The sequence below is a fragment of the Bacillus sp. 3255 genome, from assembly GCF_031456485.1.
GTDB lineage: Bacteria > Bacillota > Bacilli > Paenibacillales > NBRC-103111 > Paenibacillus_E.
Map to the genome: position 1 here is coordinate 253,021 of NZ_JAVDUS010000002.1, position 15,686 is coordinate 268,706.

Here is a 15,686-nt window from a genome sequence, read left to right on the forward strand (position 1 = left end):
AAAAATGTCACGATAACTAAAAAAATTAACAATACGGCTTGCATGACATATTCATAGCTCACGTGCGTTCACCCTCTTGGCTTTCACAGTATTCACTTCTATACAGTTTATCGTTCCAGCTTGGGAGCGTCAAGCAAGCGATCTGTGTCACAAAGCTTTCTCCGTCCGGATTTCCTAGGCCTCCAAAGTGATTTTGGAAACCATATTGTTGTTTTGGACTAAATACACTTGAGTGACGGCTTTTTACAATATAGATGACCGCGAAATATATCCGACAAGCCGTATAGGAGGAATATCCATGGGAATCAAAATCGGTGTTGCAGGCGCAGGGCAATTCTCCCAATGCTTCATTCAGCTTTTTCAAGCACATCCTTATGTGGATGACGTCGTATTGGCCGAGCTGCGGACGGACCGCCGCGAACAATTCGCCAAAGCTTTCTCCCTTAAAGAAACATATGCGTCCTTAGAAGAAATGCTTGCCAGCGATGTGGACGCCGTAGCCATCTTTACCCAAAGGCATCTCCACGGGCCGCAGACGCTTCAAGCTCTGCAAGCGGGCAAGCATGTGTACTGTGCCGTTCCGATGGCGCAGAGTTTGGAGGAAATTTCCGCCATAATCGAAGAAGTCAAGTCCTCCGGGTTAATCTATATGACTGGGGAGACGAGCTATTATTACCCCTCCACCGTTTACTGCCGGGACCAGTTCAAAGGGGGCCACTTCGGCCGATTCGTCTACGGCGAAGCGCAATATTTGCACGATATGGCGCATGGGTTCTACGATGCCTTCAAGTATTCGGGAGGGCCGGATTGGAAGAAGGTGGCCGGCATTCCGCCGATGTACTATCCCACGCATTCCGTTTCTATGGTGCTGTCCGTCACGGGCGCGAAGGCTGTCAAGGTGTCCTGTCTTGGCTATGTCGACCGGCATGAAGACGGGATTTTCCGGGAAGGCGCCAATCTATGGGACAACACGTTCAGCAATCAAAGCGCCCTGGTCCGAACATCGGACGGGGGGATGATGCGGCTCAATGAATTCCGGCGGGTCGGCTGGGGCGGCGGCAACAGCGTTTACTTAAGCATGTTCGGAACGAACGGCAGCTATGAAGAGCACGCCGGCGGTCAGGTATGGACCTCGCTGCAATGGGGGGATGTCCGGGATTTGACTCCGCAGCTGGCTTGCAAGGACGAATATGTCCAATTGGGTGACAAGGACTTGAACCCGACGCTGAGCCATGATTTCCACGCTGCGCTAGCCAAGGTGCATCACAGCTTCCGGCTGCCGCAGACGTTCAAGGGCTTACCTAATGGGCATCTGGGATCCCATCAATTCCTTGTCGATGATTATTTGAAAGCGATTCATACGAACAAATTGCCGCCTAACCACGCGTGGCGGGCTGCGGATTATTTGGCACCGGGACTCGTCGCCCATGAATCCGCCAAGCGGGAAGGCGAGATGACGGACGTTCCCGACTTCGGCACGCCGCCATCCGGCTGGCAGGAGCTGGATCCCGACGGTTTCGTCGCTTATCGAGAGTAGAAAGCTGCGTTCCGGCAAGTATTGTTCTCCTTTTTCATTCATGTTACAGTGTACAAAGTGATTAAAGGAGAAGATTGTCCGCATGCCACCCAGGCCCAAATTGTCCGAAATCGATCTCGTCCGCGGGATCGCCATCCTTGCCGTCGTTGTCATCCATGCCACCTCGGGAGCTACGCTTCTTCCGATAGGCAGCGTCTCACAAGGCGTCTTTTTCTTCATCAATAAAGCCAGCTTGTTTACCGTCCCTCTGTTCATATGGATCAGCGGCCTCGTTCTCTTCTATTCCTATTATGACCGCTGGGAGCCGGGAATGACGCGCGGATTCTGGACGAAGCGCCTGCGAAGGATCGTCGTCCCTTATGTGCTCTGGTCCTTGTTCTATTATTTATACAATCAAATAATGTTCCACGGGACAGTCCGCTGGGATACCGTTCATTTCGTGAAATTGCTTATATCCGGAAATGCCAGCTATCATCTCTATTATATGGTCATTATCGTGCAATTTTACATCCTGTTCCCGCTGCTGATGACCGTAGTCAAGCGGTTCGCCTGGCTTCGCCAAGCACTCATTCCGCTCGGTATCGGCGTTCAGGCGCTGTTCTACGTCATTCATAACGAGGTTTACCCGCTTGCGGAATATGCCTCGCTCTTTGTCGGTTATGCGTCGCTGTTCGCATTTGGCGCGTATACCGGCATTCATTATGAAGAGCTAACCGCCTGGGCGAGCCGGCATCGCCAATGGATTCGGGGCCTCACCGGGCTCGCAGGCGCCGCGTTCGCAGGCATGATGCTCCTCCACCAATACGGCCTGATGCCCGTTCGGCACACTTGGTTCGAGCTCGTGCTGCTCGTTTATTGCATGGCGGTGCCGCTGTGCAGCCTCCGCTGGTCGCAAGTACGCATAGCGCACGGCACGAAGCTCAGCTCGCTGCTCGCTGCTCTCGGCGCGGCCTCATTCGGCATCTACCTTGCGCATCCTGCGCTGCTTACGCTGTGGGACCGCTTGGCTCCGCCGCTGGAGCGCGTCTGGCTGTTCGATCTGCACACGCTTGCCGCGCTGCTCATCGGCGTGCTCGGCTCTTGGCTGCTTGTCCGGCTATACGCGAAGAAGGTTCCGCCCAAGTAGCGGAACCTTCTTTATTTCAAGCGGGCCAGCAGCGCCCAGCGCCGCTGCTGTCTGCGGCTGTACCACGGGAGGCCGCGGTATATATCGAGCGCCTCGCGGAACGTACGCTTGGCCTCATCGTCCCGGCCGAGCTGCCGGTACAGCAGTCCGAGCCGGTAGTACGCCTCCACCGAGGAGGAATGCAGATCGCGGAACTGCTCGATGAACTGAACGGCCCGGTCCGGTGCGATGCGGGCCAACGCTTCTCCAAGGCGCAAATAGGCTTCGCCGTATTTGACTCGCGGGTTCAGCTCCACAGCCTTCAGCATGTAGCGCTCGCCTTCCTTCAGATTGCCCAGCTTCAAGTGAATGAGCCCGATTTCGTAGTGCACATCGGCGGAATCCTCCATAACCGGCAGCGCTTGCTCCAGGTATGGCAATGCCTCCTGATATTTCTTACGCTCCAGCAAATTTCTGGCCAGCTCCAGCTTGGCTGACGTGTTGTGCGGGTTAGCGTGCAAGTCGCTGCGCAATCGCGACGCTCGGCGTCTTAAACGGATCGGCCCGAACAGACTCGGCGTTAATCCGATAAATCTTCTATCCAGGAGATAGAGAATAATTAGTAGAATAAGAAGAGCGAGAAAAGGATTGCCGACGATTCTCCATAACAGGCCAAAAGCAAGAATTTTGAGTAACAATATGAAACCTCCTTTCAACTTCCTTATACTACCATAATATGAGGGGATTGGTCATCATTTCCATAGAAAAAACACCCGTCTATGACTATCCTATGAACGGGTGCTTCGGATGAATCGCGTATTCGAGATTTATTTCTACCCATGCTATAATAAAAAGAAAAAAGGGAGTTACACATGAACGATCTTGATCCGCGCAAGGCCAAATGGCTGAAAAGAAAGCAGCTCGGCAGAACCCAATATCTAATCCGATTCGGTCTGATTCCCTGGGGCGCCGGACTAACGGTATTATTCAGCATTATTGAATTTCTTAACACGCAGCAGCTCTCTCTCGTCTGGGTGCCCATCCGCATTGTGCTCTTCTTCTTCGTAGGCTTCTTCGTTGCGAACGCCAGCTGGATGTCCATGGAGAACCGTTATGAACCTAGTAGCCGACGACCTTAGCGGGTCGTTTTTTTTATTAGTGCAAGTAGGTCTGATCTTCCACATCGTCGGCATGAAACAGCGAAGCTGTTCGGCTAAGCCGGTAATGCTCGGTCAACTCTTCACGAATCGAGCCGAAGGCAAGTATGCCTTCTATGAACTCTTCGCGCGATCCCCATTTGGACTTGTTCGACGGCTGTCCGAACAGCTCCTTGGACACGTTCTGATACGCATCGTGCAAGTTATTGTCATACCAGTCAATTTCCCGGGAAGCATCCTTCCGGTATACGTGACGCAAGTCGAATTCATCGCTCTTCGTCGCTGCGAATTCGGCAATAAGCGTCCCTTCCACGCCTTCCGCCTTGACTTCGACATCTGCGCACCAAACGTCGTTTCGTTCCGTGAACCGGGCAATAGCCGCCTCTTTAATTGTTATCATGCCCCTACCTCCTGGCGAATGGTTGTTACCATGAGTATTTCCAGGGAAGGATGGAATTATCAGGAGCTTGGGGTGAACCATATTTTGCGAAAATCAACCCAACCCAGGTCATTGATGCAGACGCCTTTGATGGAATCGTGATACGTCGTTTGCTGTGAGCGGTGAAGGACGAAAAGAAACGGTTTATCCGCTTGCAGCCTTTCCACGATCTCATGAAGCTTGATGATCCGCTCTTCCAGATTCGGAATCGTGAGCACACGATCGATTTCTTCATCAATCCAAGCCTGCTGCTCCTGGCTCAAATGAGCGCGGACATAGCTGTTGCTCTGCTTCAATGTCTGAATAATATGGAGATCGTACTCGCTTTCCAAGCAAATGTGGTAGAAAATCAGATCCGCTTCGTGAATCGTATCCAGCTTCATCATATCCCCCATACTTCGGGTGATGAGTTCGATGCGGATGCCCGCTTTGGCGCACTGCTCGCAAATCCAATTCGCATCCTCGCTATTCGTGCTGTAAATATACATTCGTACAAGCTCGCCGCCATACCCCATCTCATCGAGCAACCTTCTAGCCTCCGCCAGATCGGTGCGGTATTCAACCGATGTATTCTTGAAATTCCGTGTCGGCAGGAAGGAACTTGCCGGCGCTTCCCTGAAGCCTCCCAACTGCTCGATCATCCGTTCCCTGTCGATCAGGAGGTCGATCGCTTTCCGGAAATGAGGATGACTTTGGGGCCCGTTCTTCCCCTGATTAAACGTTAACAAGCTGCATCCGAGTACCGACTGCTCGATCTGATGCCACTCCGTATCTTTCCCGACCGCCCCCGACGGCTTACGAGAATTCGTATGGTCGCAAAGCACCTGTACCGTATCCCAGCTGGGGCCCGCCTCTGACAGCTCCTGCGGCAGCAGCCAGATTTCCAGCTGGTCCAGGTGCGGCCTGACGCCAAAATAATTATCAAAAGCGCGCAGCTTACATATATAGTCGTCGTTCCGCTCCAGTCTGAACGGCCCTGTTCCGATCGGCATTCTGCCGAAAATGCTTTCGTTATCCCGGCAAATTTCTTCCGGCAATATCGCGAGCGAAGGGTGCGCCATCTGCTGCAGGAAGAGTTCATTCGGCTGCTTCAGCTCAATCGCAATCGCACTCCGGTTCAGCACCCTCATATTCTCAACGCTTTCCGTTATCCAGCCTTGACAGGCCTTGGAGCCTAGCTCCTTCAGCCTTGCAAAGGAGAAATACACATCGTTCGCCGTCATTTCTCTGCCGTGGTGAAACATGACGCCTTTACGAAGGTAGAACGTATAATGCAAGCCGTCCTCGCTCTTCTCCCAGTAATGCGCCAGATGAGGCTCCGCAACCATCTTGCTAGGGTTATATACAACGAGCGTATCGAAGATCTGGTTCATCAAATGCGTGTCGAATGCGAAAAACGAATACGCCGGATCCAGCGATACGAGCCACTTATAAACCGGGAAGCGCAGCGTATCTTTGTAGCGCTCCTCCTGCACAACCGTTCGGTAGCCGAAATAACTAAACAGCCAATCCACGAAAGAATCCTGCAAAGCTTCTCCCTTACCCAGTTGGTGAATCAGCTCGATCGTTCCTTTATAATCACCCTGGGCCGCAAGCTCCATCGCTTGTTTGGATACCATGTCTTCCGCAGAAACGAGAAATGTCAGCTCGGAGACGTTCCCTCTGCCCCTGCCGGGCTTCCAGGCAATCCACTCCATATCCATCATTTTCTTCAATAAAATTTTAACGTTTCGCGTCGTACAGTACATTCTCTCCGAAAGCTCTTCCAAAGTAATCGGCTGCGGCTTATGCTCGACGCCATGGGCGAAACCCGACCGAAGCTCCAAGAAATGAGTCAGAAGCTGCATGATTCACTTCCTCTCCTCAAAAGGGGAAATAGTTAAAGAGAATTATACACTTTTTGTTCCCCTTATTCTAGATGTAAGATAGACCTAACAGGAAAAGAAAGGAAGGTGATTCCGATATGCAACCATCCAACTTATATGTATCCGAGAAATTAATGCAATGGCAGCAGCACGATTTGGAAGTCGAAGCCCGCGAGCTTTGGAAATTCAAATCCATCAAAAAACGCAAAGTGTATATGATGATTACCAGCTTATTCTTCTTCGTTTAATGCGAGCGCGGATGCCAAGAACCGCCAAAACCACGAGAACGGCTAGAAGCACTCCTATGGTATCGACGACAACATCAATCGCATGACCCGTACGACCATCCACGAACGTTTGATGCCATTCATCGGACGCTGCGTACAGCACCGAAATGATTGAGGAGGTGACAAGTGTCATGATCACACGCACAGGCTTCGCAAGAAGCGCAATAATCCAGAGCAGGGCTAGGATAGCGTACTCGCTAACGTGCCCTGCTTTTCTTATGAAGAATTCAATGACGCCGACCGGATCCTGCCACGACACCAGCTGCCCGTCGTAAGTGAACGACAATCGCGGAAAGTGTCTGAACAGTGCCGAACCGCCTAGCTTCGCTTCCAATAACGGTCTGAGCGTCTGCTGCTGGTACGTCTCTCCGGACTTAAAAAAAATAAAGGCCATCCATAGGACGGCTGCAACAGTAAAGGCATAAAAATAAAACTTGGAAGAAGATTGCTGCATGTAAGAACCATCCCCTCTATGAATTCATCTTCTTGCGGATGCTGAATAACGCGAAAAATTCAATGACCATCAGATTGACGGACGAAACCCCGTAGAACGCCATCCCGAACATCATGCGGAAAGGATCCTCCTCCACCGACTTCCACCAGAACGCTGCAGCCAAGGTTAAGACGATATTTAAGGCAGTCGTTATCCAGAATGAGAATCCAAGCCGATTCGTTCTCCGCATCAACCACACACCGATTACAAACGGCAATGCAAACGCGATTCCCAAGAAAACCCAATACCATACCCCGTTCGACACGCTTTCGTCACTCCTACCAAATCAACTAGTTTCTGTACTAGGTTAGCATGAAAGCGCCGCTGAAAACAACGTTTGCACCCGTTCGCAACAGAAACGTCGCAGGCGGAAACCATGAAAAAAAAATCTTCACATTAGGGCTTGCCCGCCTGCGATAATTCATGTATAATACAAAAAGTCGACGTTGATCAACGACATTTCGGGGCCTTAGCTCAGCTGGGAGAGCGCATCGCTGGCAGCGATGAGGTCAGGGGTTCGATCCCCCTAGGCTCCATATAGAACGCGAAAAAGAACATGTCTTTCTGACATGTTCTTTTTCGTTCATGGAGCCGTGGGGAGAGAACCCCCGCAGGTTCGCCCGCGCGGACGGAACGGATGAATCTACCGCTAAGTTTGTCTTCGCCCGAGTTTACTTCGTCAGCCATTTCAATCGAGATTCATACATCCCCCTAGGCTCCATAGTAAGAAAGCCGACCTTTTGGTCGGCTTTTCCTTTTGATCCCGGGATCTCATTCAACTATCAAGAGTTGTATGTTCAATCCGTCCAGTTGCCCTTTTTTCGGTGAGAAAGTAACCCAAAGCCAAGAGCGGCAAGATCGTTCCAATCAGAGATGTGAGGCTCCAGCCTCCCAGGGTATACGACCAGCCTCCCAAAGATGAACCAATGGCTCCGCCTACGAAGAATATGGCCATGAAAAGTCCATTCAGGCGTCCTCTCGCTTCACTTCCCAATGAATAAATCGTACGTTGACTAATCACCAGGTTCCCTGATACGGCCATGTCAAGAGTTATGGCGGATGCAAAGAGAAGAATCAGAGCAAAGGCTGAAGAACCTTGGAATAGATGGATGATCAAAAAAGACAATACGGCTACAACGATGGCTATTCCCGTCAACATTTGACTCCAGCCTTTATCTGCTAATCTCCCGGCAATCGGTGCAGCTATCGCCCCACCCACACCTACTAACGCAAACCATGCAATTCCTATTTGGGACATTCCGAAATGATCCGCTAAATGTAAAGGAACAACCGTCCAAAATAAACTGAAAGCACCAAACAAACAAGCTTGATACATTGCGCGACGCCGTAACGAGGGGGTTTGTTGTAATATAGCGCCTAAAGAAAGAATTATTTTTTGGTAGCGTACGGCTGGCAATGGCTTGCGAACCGGAAGTGCAAAGGATAGCAGGACAGTCAATAAAGAAATAACAATGGCAGACAAAATAAATATCGCCCTCCAACCCCAAAGACTAGTTACGAAGCTTGCCAACGGCCGGGCGAACATAATACCGAGCAAGAGGCCGCTCATGACATTACCGACAACGCGGCCGCGCTGATCTTCGGACGCTAAATAGGCGGCGAATGGTACTAGAATCTGGGCGACTACCGATGCAATGCCAATGAATAAGGCTGCAATAAAGAACAACGGTGCATTGGGCGCGAGTCCGGCAGTTAACAGTGCCCCAACTGCAACCATAAGCATAATCTTCGTGAGACGCCGATTCTCCATGACGTCGCTTAGCGGTACGATGAACAGCAGCCCGGCTACATAACCGATTTGGGTCACAGTAACAATGAATCCCGCCGCTGCAGCACTCAGGCCGGTTGCAAGGCGGATAGGTCCCACTAGGGGTTGAGCGTAATAAAGATTGGCAACGATAAGTCCGCATGCGGCTGCCAACAGAAACATCATCCAACTTGATATACGGTTGTCTTGATTACCTTGTTCGTTAACCATATAAATCCTCCTCCAAATAAATACTGAACGTTTAGTTTACTAAATCTATATTGAAATAATATACTGTGCGTATCGTTTTGTAAATAGGCTTTTTATAAAATGATTTATTTTGTATACTAAACGTATCGTTTATTTGGAAAAAGCGGATTTTGACAAAGGAGGATTCATGTGCAGGGAAAAAGAGGGCGTCCACGCAATATGGAAACACAAAGCTCCATCCTTGCCGCTTCATATGCATTATTGTTGGAAAGCGGCTTTGGAGCTGTTACGGTAGAGAAAATCGCTGAACGTGCCCAGGTAAGCAAAGCCACGATCTATAAGTGGTGGCCAAACAAGGCTGCAGTGGTGATGGACGGTTTTCTATCCGCCGCGACTGCCAGATTGCCTGTGCCGGATACAGGTTCGGCGTTTCAGGATATCCTGGAGCATGCCAAGAATATGGCCCGGTTTATGATAAGCCGCGAGGGGTCTATTTTTCTGCAGATTATAGGAGAGGGACAGGTTGATTCTGCATTGGCCGAGGCATTTCGGACCCGCTATATTCAGCCTCGCCGGCTGGAGGTTCGTACAATAATGAACCGGGGGCTTCAGCGTGGAGAGTTGGAGAACCATCTCGATATCGCATTATATACAGATCTCATATACGGCCCGATTTTCTATCGCTTACTAGTTACGGGGGATCCGATTGATGATAACTATGTTGAGCAATTAGTAACTCAAGTTTTGAAGTGAGACAGCCCTACCTGAATATAAAATCCCCTGCTGGCCGTCAATGGCTGGCAGGGGATATTTTCGATCAGTGGCCCCGAATTTGGTGCCACATGGTCACCATATCGATCCAGCCGCGGTGCTCGATAATTTTACTTTCTTCTAAACGATACTGCCGGTACAATGTAACATCAATCCGGTTGCCTGTGGGCTCAGTTCCAAAGAACATGCCCTGATGGGTCCCTCTTACGGTCATTCTCACGAGTACTCGATCGCCCTGTCCGACGATTTCTTCCACCGTATATTGTTTATCGGGAAATGCCTCCAGGATCGTCGCAGCGAATTTCTTCAAGCCCTCTTTGGACTGATAAGACAGCTCCCGATACGCATCTGACAGAAACTGATCCACACAATCCAATTGATTTTTGTTCCAAAATGCATCAATAAACTCGCGAACTCTTTCAACATTGTGCTGCTCTCTCACACTTCATCTCTCCTCTGATTGAAAATATAGACCGGCCTGCCCCGTAATTACGGAGTCTTGATTTGGGGCAAAAGTGTGCTCGTATCCAACCAGCCGCGGTGCTCTTGAATGACCCCGTCGATTACGTGAAACTCGTGAAATTGAGTAGCCTTTATGGTATTGCCTGTAGGTGCATGGCCGGCAAAGTGGCCGGAATGAACAGCCGTCACGAGCACCCTGGCAATAACCTTGTCACCCTGCGCGATAGTATCATCCACGGTAAAGTACCGGTTCGTGAAGGCGTCCATGAATTGGGGGAGGAAGAATTGATCCGTCTTCTCCAAAAACCGCCAGTTCGCCGTGTCCTCGATAAATGAGGTGACGGTTTCCGCGTTCTTTTGTTCCTTGGTATGCATGCGAACATCTCCTTATAAGGTCTAATTGGTATAGCCTTTAACTGCATAAATCGGATTGCACCCCATCAATATGTTACCTAATGGTAACATTTAAAAGAAAAAAATAACGTTAGTTTGCAGCGGCGGAACCAGCCGCAAGCCTCCGGGTCAAATCCACAAAGCTATGCACGGCATCTTCGATCCTTTTCCTAAGCACATCATCCATGTCATCGGCTCCGACAATTGTGGATGCATGGCCGAGCGAGATCCATTCCGAACAATTAATCCCGTGCAAATTGCGCACAATAGTCTGCAAATGCGATAACGAGCTCACTCCCAACGGTCCTCCCGCGGAGCTGACAGCAAGCACCGGCTTACCTGCCATTTGGCCGCCTGTTACATAGTCCAGGGCATTTTTCAACGTTCCTGAAACGGAGCCATGGTATTCCGGAGTAGCGATGATCAAGCCGTCTCCGTCGGCGACAGCTTCCAATACCCGTTTCGCATTAGGATGGAACTCCCAGTTGTCGGGTGAAAATAGCGGTAATGGCAGTTCGAATAGATCAACAAAGGCAACGGAAATATCCCGCTCTGTCAAAAGGTTTTCGATATATTGCAAAAGGGATGTGCTCGTGGAATTTTTGCGGTTGCTTCCTGCTATCAATGTTACTTTCATGTTCCGTATCACCTTTCTTTTTTGAGTGTATGGGTGGTGCTTGAACGGACTTGAATGCCGCCGGCTGACAAACAAATCGGTTTGTGCTAACATGTGACTATATAGTCACTTTTGTTACTATAATACGTTACCCAATGGTAACATGTCAAGCGATACTTTTATTTCTATCCTGTTGAGAAAGGAGGACCTTGCGTGGAAAATGATATCTTCAAAGCGCTCGCAGATCCAAGCCGCCGGAAGCTGTTGGATCTGCTCCGCGCTTCCAATGGACAATCGCTGAACGAGCTCTGCACGCCCCTAGACATGTCCCGTTTCGGCGTTATGAAGCATCTGAATATTTTGGAGGAAGCTGGACTTATTACGACTAGAAAAGCTGGCCGCGAAAAGCTTCACTATTTGAACGCCGTACCTATCCGTCAAATTTACAAACGATGGGTAAGCAAATATACCGAGCCATGGACAATCGGATTATCCGAACTACAAAACGAATTGGAGCGTGAAACACATATGGAAAAGAAGCCCGTTCAAGTTCATCAGATAGCGATTAAAGCAACGCCTGAACAAGTATGGCGAACACTCACCGATCCGGTCAAAACGTCAAAGTTCTGGTTTCATTGCGCGATCCGATCCACGTGGGAGATCGACTCTCCATTTGAATTATGGAACGGTGAGGAGAAGAAAGCCGAAGGGATCATTCTCAGCTTCGAGCCTCCCAGTAAACTCGTCATGAGTTGGCGCTTTACTTCGTTACCTGGTACGGAGAACGATAGCCCGTCACGTATTACGTGGGAAATTGGGGCACATGCGGAGCTTCAAGGTGTCACCCTCGTAACCGTTGTGCATGATGAATATGAGCAAGCGGCTCCAACTGCCAAAATTCTTTCGAACGGCTTGCCCATTGTACTTTCCGGCATGAAAACATTTCTCGAGACTGGGGAAACACTTGTCTAAGCTCCATACAAATAAATAAGAACAGCCATCCAATGGATGGCTGTTCTTATTTGTTTGTGCCCAAGGGGAAGTTTCTGACAATGTGTATTTCATTGCGCTTGAGCTATTTTTTTTAACTCCTCGATCGAAATCCCAGTGAGCTCGGAGATGGATGCCAAATCCATCCCTTTGGCAATCATTTTAATGGCAACATCAAGTTTACCTTTCCGTTCGCCCTCTTCTCTTGCTCCTTCTCTCAGAGATGCCTCGTCATGCAAAGCCTTTTGCCTCAATTCATATATCCGGCGCGCATCTTCGTCTTGACTAAGAAATTCCAGAACAGTCATCGCTTTGCCAAGTTCAGGTTCTTGCATCTTCAGCACCTCCCAATTATCTGTATTGTCACTTTTCAAGAAAAGTAACCAACTTAACAATCCGCCAGAAGCGGTTGTCTGATTGTGGCTCAGCTTGGACAACTCAAGGAAATGGATTTCAAGATCATCCGTCAATGAAATGCCGCTGCGATCTTCTCGTAAATGAAATACGTTGTGATACCGATCACTCGGTAGGATGGAGAAGTTGAGAATATTTATTGTAACGCACTTCTTTAAATTCTTATAGGGTTGTCCTTCCTCAAGCTGACTAGCGTATTGCTTACTCCAATAATACAACGTCCGCTTCTCATTGTCATAGCGGTTAAAAAGCTGCATTTCAATATTTATTAATTTGCCTTCCGCTGTCTTGGCTTGAATGTCGAATATGGACTGCTTATCCTGTGGAGAGTCTTTATCGGTATAAGGGTTCATGAGGATAATTTCGGATAGTTGCGGCTCACCAGCTTCTTGGAATGTTCGGTTGAGAAATGCCAACAGCACATCTTTATTCTCCTCACTCCCGAATATTCGTTTAAAGACAAAATCATTCTTTGGGTCAAGCAAATCTCTCACTGAAATCAACTCCCCTCGTTTTCTTATTATATCATGAAGCCTTTACATACAAGGATTTTTCTGGTTACCGAACCCTCAAAGCAGCTTATCAAGAAAGTTCAGCATACTATTTTCCCAATTCATGACATATGATCTTTTAAAAGCTGCATAAAATCGAACCGTTGGGAGAGTGATGCACAATGAAATTCCTGAAAACAAAGCTCATTCTGGCAGTTGCCTGTTCCAGCTTAATGGCGCCGAGCGTCATAAGCGCAGCAACCGAGACTGCGACTTCGCCTTATACGTATAAGAACGGCTTTATTCATACCTTTGTCCACGGTATTTATGTACCTGGCAGATATATCAATGTGGATGAAAATACAAGGGCTGTGTATGTACCCGGCGGCGTGGGCGTCATTGCGGTCGATAAGGATGCCGTTTTACCGGAAGGCTCCAAAATCTTAGAGTCAAAATAAAAGATTCATCCCCCAGACGGCAAAAGCAGAGGCATCACAACCTGCCGGTTGCGGTGCCTCTTTCTACTGACCTGTTCATCGTTTATCTCCTATTCATTTTGGCGATAACTTAATAGTGATAGAATATGGTCAGGATGGAGAGACAATGGATGATGAATAGGGAAACGAAGAATCTAGTTGTAAGTTCAGTCATACTTGGAATGGGGCTCATGGGGGCATTGGATGGGATCGTCTTTCATCAATTTTTGCAATGGCACCATGTGATCGATCATCACAATCATCGCATAGAGCTTTTCTCAGACGGAGTGTTCAATTTATTCGTTACTTTGCTTCTGTTTTATTCGTGTGTGAAAATATTTAGAGATGCGGCCAAAGAAGCTTTAAGCTTTCATACCCGGGCTTTTGCAGGTTCGATCGTTATTGGAGCCGGAGCTTTTAATTTATTGGAAGGGTTAATCGACCATCAGATATTAGGACTGCACCACGTAAGGCCGGCTAGTGCAAATTGGCTGATATACGACATGGTTTATTTATTGTCAGGCATAGTTCTCATTGTTGCGGGCTTCAGTTATTCCAACCTTAAGCTCCAAAGGAAGTCAAAAGCGTAACAAGCGTTCTTCACTGTGCCTAAATGTTCAAAATATTTCCTTCCAACATTACACTATAGTGATGACGCAGGCATAAAATTGTACTATTGACTATTGGAAGATGGAGGATCCCTAAATGTATGCAAGATTGTGCATGTTCAGATTGAAACCGGATACCCCCCTCTCATTCGCCGTGCAATGGGCCGAGAAAACGCATGACGCTCATCGGACGTTACCAGGTTTTCGAGGCATCACATTTTTGGGCGAAGTCATAACGAGTGAATTTGGCTCCATTAGTTTTTGGGAATCCCGAGAGGATGCATTTGCAGCCGGTGAAACCCTGTCGGCCAAAGTTTATTCTTCCGCAGAACGAGCCTACATCGAAAGCCCGCCTATCGTTACGGTTTATGAAGTCTATAACCATCCCGCGGAGACATTAACCGGATCATATCCATAAGCGAAAGGCTCAGGGGCTCCTGCGGGAAGGAGCTCTTTTACTTTTAGCCAGGTAGATTGCATACTACGTCCCGTTTATACCGACAATATTGGATATCCCTAGTATTCTTCTCCTATGCGATCGAACCGCTGTTTATAAAATTTGACATGTTTGAACTGATGAATTGGAAACATTCGTACTCGTTCATTTCTTTCTCTGTTTTCGGGCTTCTCATCCGATGGATCATTCTCGGTTTTGTGAAAATGAATCTGACGAACCGCAAGAAACATTTTATATAACTATTTTTGGAATGGCGTTAAAGCCGGAAACCTTCTATAATGTCAGGGAAAGGTGGTCGGTACCAATGGCAAACGTTTATGCCGGAGCAAGAAGCAGCTCATGCAAAGCCTGCAGATAGGGCGATACTTTGCATGGGCGGACAATCTCGATGAGCATGTCGCCCCAATAAGCTTATATCGTTTCTAATCGAAATGGGCTTTGCACCTATTTTTATGAACCAGTAAAAATAAGGAGCTGAAAGCAATGAACCAACCATTCATTAGAAACCATCAATACAACGAAGTCAAAAAGCAGATCCGCCTGCTGCAGCAAGCCACAGAAACGATTTCTGACCCGAAGGTGGTCGAATCGGTGCGCTACAACACGCAGTTAAAAATATCCGAAACGTTTCCAAATGCCTCCGAGCACCACGCCCGAATGCTGAACGAATGTTCAACGCTGCGTTCAGCAGAGCAATTTCAGCATTATATGAAAGCATTGGAGCCTTATCTGGAGCCGTTTCCGCAAGTGACTGCCAAGCAGCTGAATAAGCTTTTTCCCAAAGTCAAAAAGTTAAAGGCCCCCGACTTCACCGAAACCGATTTCCGATACGTCAGCTATCTAGGCTGGCTCGATATCGCGACGAATACGATGTTCCTTGTCTATCAACTGCACGGAGAGCTGGTCGGCATCACCGGCAGGTACACACCCGCGAATAAAGGTGTCTGTTTCATTTGCAACAAGCATGAGGAAGTCGCCTTATTCTCCGCGGCCACGAAATGGAAGCCGGCCAACGCTTCGTCTGATTACTATAAAGCGATCGGGAATTACATGTGTGTGAACAGCGAAGTATGCAACAAAAATATGACGGATCTCACCGCATTGGAGCGGTTCGTTCAAGAGGTTGCGGGTCCCCGCAAAGCTTGAA

20 protein-coding genes and 1 tRNA gene are annotated in these 15,686 nt (G+C 48.7%); 11 read left to right on the forward strand and 10 right to left on the reverse strand.

Annotation, left to right across the window (positions count from 1 at the left end):
- Positions 1-298 precede the first annotated feature (298 nt).
- Positions 299-1,537, forward strand: coding sequence for a Gfo/Idh/MocA family protein (locus tag J2X61_RS03740; protein WP_274466039.1), 1,239 nt, complete (start codon positions 299-301; stop codon positions 1,535-1,537).
- Between the two features lie 100 nt (positions 1,538-1,637).
- On the forward strand, positions 1,638-2,663 hold the full coding sequence (locus J2X61_RS03745; RefSeq protein ID WP_310186006.1) for an acyltransferase: 1,026 nt from the start codon (positions 1,638-1,640) through the stop codon (positions 2,661-2,663).
- A gap of 11 nt (positions 2,664-2,674) precedes the next feature.
- On the opposite strand, the gene J2X61_RS03750 is transcribed toward J2X61_RS03745, so the two are convergent.
- The gene (locus tag J2X61_RS03750) at positions 2,675-3,340 is read right to left on the reverse strand and encodes a tetratricopeptide repeat protein (protein WP_310186008.1); all 666 of its coding nucleotides are present in this window, start codon (positions 3,338-3,340) and stop codon (positions 2,675-2,677) included.
- A gap of 174 nt (positions 3,341-3,514) precedes the next feature.
- On the opposite strand from J2X61_RS03750, the gene J2X61_RS03755 reads away from it, so the two are divergent.
- Positions 3,515-3,781, forward strand: coding sequence for a hypothetical protein (locus tag J2X61_RS03755; protein ID WP_274466043.1), 267 nt, complete (start codon positions 3,515-3,517; stop codon positions 3,779-3,781).
- A gap of 16 nt (positions 3,782-3,797) precedes the next feature.
- On the opposite strand, the gene J2X61_RS03760 is transcribed toward J2X61_RS03755, so the two are convergent.
- Entirely contained in the window at positions 3,798-4,199 is a 402-nt protein-coding gene (locus tag J2X61_RS03760; protein ID WP_310186010.1) for a hypothetical protein, read from the reverse strand.
- A gap of 59 nt (positions 4,200-4,258) precedes the next feature.
- Complete coding sequence (locus J2X61_RS03765; RefSeq protein ID WP_310186013.1) at positions 4,259-6,085, reverse strand: SgrR family transcriptional regulator; 1,827 nt, start codon at positions 6,083-6,085, stop codon at positions 4,259-4,261.
- 116 nt (positions 6,086-6,201) lie between these two features.
- On the opposite strand from J2X61_RS03765, the gene J2X61_RS03770 reads away from it, so the two are divergent.
- Positions 6,202-6,351 (forward strand): hypothetical protein, encoded by a 150-nt coding sequence (locus J2X61_RS03770; RefSeq protein ID WP_167060732.1) that lies wholly within the window; start codon positions 6,202-6,204, stop codon positions 6,349-6,351.
- On the opposite strand, the gene J2X61_RS03775 is transcribed toward J2X61_RS03770, so the two are convergent.
- Together J2X61_RS03775 and J2X61_RS03780 are read right to left on the reverse strand one after the other, a co-directional pair.
- Positions 6,326-6,844: a VanZ family protein gene (locus J2X61_RS03775; protein WP_274466046.1), complete on the reverse strand. Its 519-nt coding sequence runs from the start codon at positions 6,842-6,844 to the stop codon at positions 6,326-6,328. The genes J2X61_RS03770 and J2X61_RS03775 overlap by 26 nt on opposite strands.
- A gap of 16 nt (positions 6,845-6,860) precedes the next feature.
- Entirely contained in the window at positions 6,861-7,148 is a 288-nt protein-coding gene (locus J2X61_RS03780; RefSeq protein ID WP_274466047.1) for a hypothetical protein, read from the reverse strand.
- 198 nt (positions 7,149-7,346) lie between these two features.
- On the opposite strand from J2X61_RS03780, the gene J2X61_RS03785 reads away from it, so the two are divergent.
- Positions 7,347-7,419: transfer RNA gene (locus J2X61_RS03785), tRNA-Ala, on the forward strand.
- Between the two features lie 239 nt (positions 7,420-7,658).
- Here J2X61_RS03785 and J2X61_RS03790 read toward each other — a convergent pair.
- Positions 7,659-8,882, reverse strand: coding sequence for an MFS transporter (locus tag J2X61_RS03790; RefSeq protein WP_310186016.1), 1,224 nt, complete (start codon positions 8,880-8,882; stop codon positions 7,659-7,661).
- Between the two features lie 168 nt (positions 8,883-9,050).
- On the opposite strand from J2X61_RS03790, the gene J2X61_RS03795 reads away from it, so the two are divergent.
- Positions 9,051-9,614, forward strand: coding sequence for a TetR/AcrR family transcriptional regulator (locus J2X61_RS03795; protein WP_274466049.1), 564 nt, complete (start codon positions 9,051-9,053; stop codon positions 9,612-9,614).
- Positions 9,615-9,678: 64 nt separating this feature from the next.
- Here J2X61_RS03795 and J2X61_RS03800 read toward each other — a convergent pair whose 3' ends face one another.
- The 3 genes from J2X61_RS03800 to J2X61_RS03810 all read right to left on the reverse strand — a co-directional run bounded on the left by J2X61_RS03800 (position 9,679) and on the right by J2X61_RS03810 (position 11,124).
- Complete coding sequence (locus tag J2X61_RS03800) at positions 9,679-10,074, reverse strand: ester cyclase (RefSeq protein WP_274466050.1); 396 nt, start codon at positions 10,072-10,074, stop codon at positions 9,679-9,681.
- A gap of 47 nt (positions 10,075-10,121) precedes the next feature.
- Positions 10,122-10,469 (reverse strand): ester cyclase, encoded by a 348-nt coding sequence (locus tag J2X61_RS03805; RefSeq protein ID WP_274466051.1) that lies wholly within the window; start codon positions 10,467-10,469, stop codon positions 10,122-10,124.
- Between the two features lie 109 nt (positions 10,470-10,578).
- Positions 10,579-11,124, reverse strand: coding sequence for an NADPH-dependent FMN reductase (locus J2X61_RS03810; RefSeq protein ID WP_310186019.1), 546 nt, complete (start codon positions 11,122-11,124; stop codon positions 10,579-10,581).
- 192 nt (positions 11,125-11,316) lie between these two features.
- Between J2X61_RS03810 and J2X61_RS03815 the strand changes: the two genes are divergently transcribed.
- The gene (locus J2X61_RS03815) at positions 11,317-12,075 is read left to right on the forward strand and encodes an ArsR/SmtB family transcription factor (RefSeq protein ID WP_310186021.1); all 759 of its coding nucleotides are present in this window, start codon (positions 11,317-11,319) and stop codon (positions 12,073-12,075) included.
- An 89-nt stretch (positions 12,076-12,164) separates the two neighbouring features.
- Here the strand turns inward: J2X61_RS03815 and J2X61_RS03820 are convergent, their stop codons facing one another.
- Positions 12,165-13,001, reverse strand: coding sequence for an Rpn family recombination-promoting nuclease/putative transposase (locus J2X61_RS03820; protein WP_274466054.1), 837 nt, complete (start codon positions 12,999-13,001; stop codon positions 12,165-12,167).
- Between the two features lie 179 nt (positions 13,002-13,180).
- On the opposite strand from J2X61_RS03820, the gene J2X61_RS03825 reads away from it, so the two are divergent.
- The 4 genes from J2X61_RS03825 to J2X61_RS03840 all read left to right on the forward strand — a co-directional run bounded on the left by J2X61_RS03825 (position 13,181) and on the right by J2X61_RS03840 (position 15,685).
- Positions 13,181-13,456 (forward strand): hypothetical protein, encoded by a 276-nt coding sequence (locus J2X61_RS03825; RefSeq protein WP_310186023.1) that lies wholly within the window; start codon positions 13,181-13,183, stop codon positions 13,454-13,456.
- Between the two features lie 149 nt (positions 13,457-13,605).
- On the forward strand, positions 13,606-14,064 hold the full coding sequence (locus tag J2X61_RS03830) for a DUF2243 domain-containing protein (protein ID WP_274466056.1): 459 nt from the start codon (positions 13,606-13,608) through the stop codon (positions 14,062-14,064).
- A 133-nt stretch (positions 14,065-14,197) separates the two neighbouring features.
- Positions 14,198-14,500 (forward strand): hypothetical protein, encoded by a 303-nt coding sequence (locus J2X61_RS03835; RefSeq protein ID WP_310186025.1) that lies wholly within the window; start codon positions 14,198-14,200, stop codon positions 14,498-14,500.
- A 522-nt stretch (positions 14,501-15,022) separates the two neighbouring features.
- Positions 15,023-15,685 carry a FusB/FusC family EF-G-binding protein gene (locus J2X61_RS03840; RefSeq protein WP_310186027.1) on the forward strand — a complete coding sequence of 221 codons (663 nt, stop codon included), beginning with the start codon at positions 15,023-15,025 and terminating at the stop codon, positions 15,683-15,685.
- Position 15,686: the final 1 nt, after the last annotated feature.

Bases quoted from the DNA above. Each gene is read 5' to 3' on its own strand.
- J2X61_RS03740 (WP_274466039.1), top strand. From the start codon at position 299: ATGGGAATCAAAATCGGTGTTGCAGGCGCAGGGCAATTCTCCCAATGC.
- J2X61_RS03755 (WP_274466043.1), top strand. From the start codon at position 3,515: ATGAACGATCTTGATCCGCGCAAGGCCAAATGGCTGAAAAGAAAGCAG.
- J2X61_RS03760 (WP_310186010.1), bottom strand. From the start codon at position 4,199: ATGATAACAATTAAAGAGGCGGCTATTGCCCGGTTCACGGAACGAAAC.
- J2X61_RS03765 (WP_310186013.1), bottom strand. From the start codon at position 6,085: ATGCAGCTTCTGACTCATTTCTTGGAGCTTCGGTCGGGTTTCGCCCAT.
- J2X61_RS03770 (WP_167060732.1), top strand. From the start codon at position 6,202: ATGCAACCATCCAACTTATATGTATCCGAGAAATTAATGCAATGGCAG.
- J2X61_RS03775 (WP_274466046.1), bottom strand. From the start codon at position 6,844: ATGCAGCAATCTTCTTCCAAGTTTTATTTTTATGCCTTTACTGTTGCA.
- J2X61_RS03790 (WP_310186016.1), bottom strand. From the start codon at position 8,882: ATGGTTAACGAACAAGGTAATCAAGACAACCGTATATCAAGTTGGATG.
- J2X61_RS03805 (WP_274466051.1), bottom strand. From the start codon at position 10,469: ATGCATACCAAGGAACAAAAGAACGCGGAAACCGTCACCTCATTTATC.
- J2X61_RS03810 (WP_310186019.1), bottom strand. From the start codon at position 11,124: ATGAAAGTAACATTGATAGCAGGAAGCAACCGCAAAAATTCCACGAGC.
- J2X61_RS03825 (WP_310186023.1), top strand. From the start codon at position 13,181: ATGAAATTCCTGAAAACAAAGCTCATTCTGGCAGTTGCCTGTTCCAGC.
- J2X61_RS03830 (WP_274466056.1), top strand. From the start codon at position 13,606: ATGATGAATAGGGAAACGAAGAATCTAGTTGTAAGTTCAGTCATACTT.
- J2X61_RS03835 (WP_310186025.1), top strand. From the start codon at position 14,198: ATGTTCAGATTGAAACCGGATACCCCCCTCTCATTCGCCGTGCAATGG.
- J2X61_RS03840 (WP_310186027.1), top strand. From the start codon at position 15,023: ATGAACCAACCATTCATTAGAAACCATCAATACAACGAAGTCAAAAAG.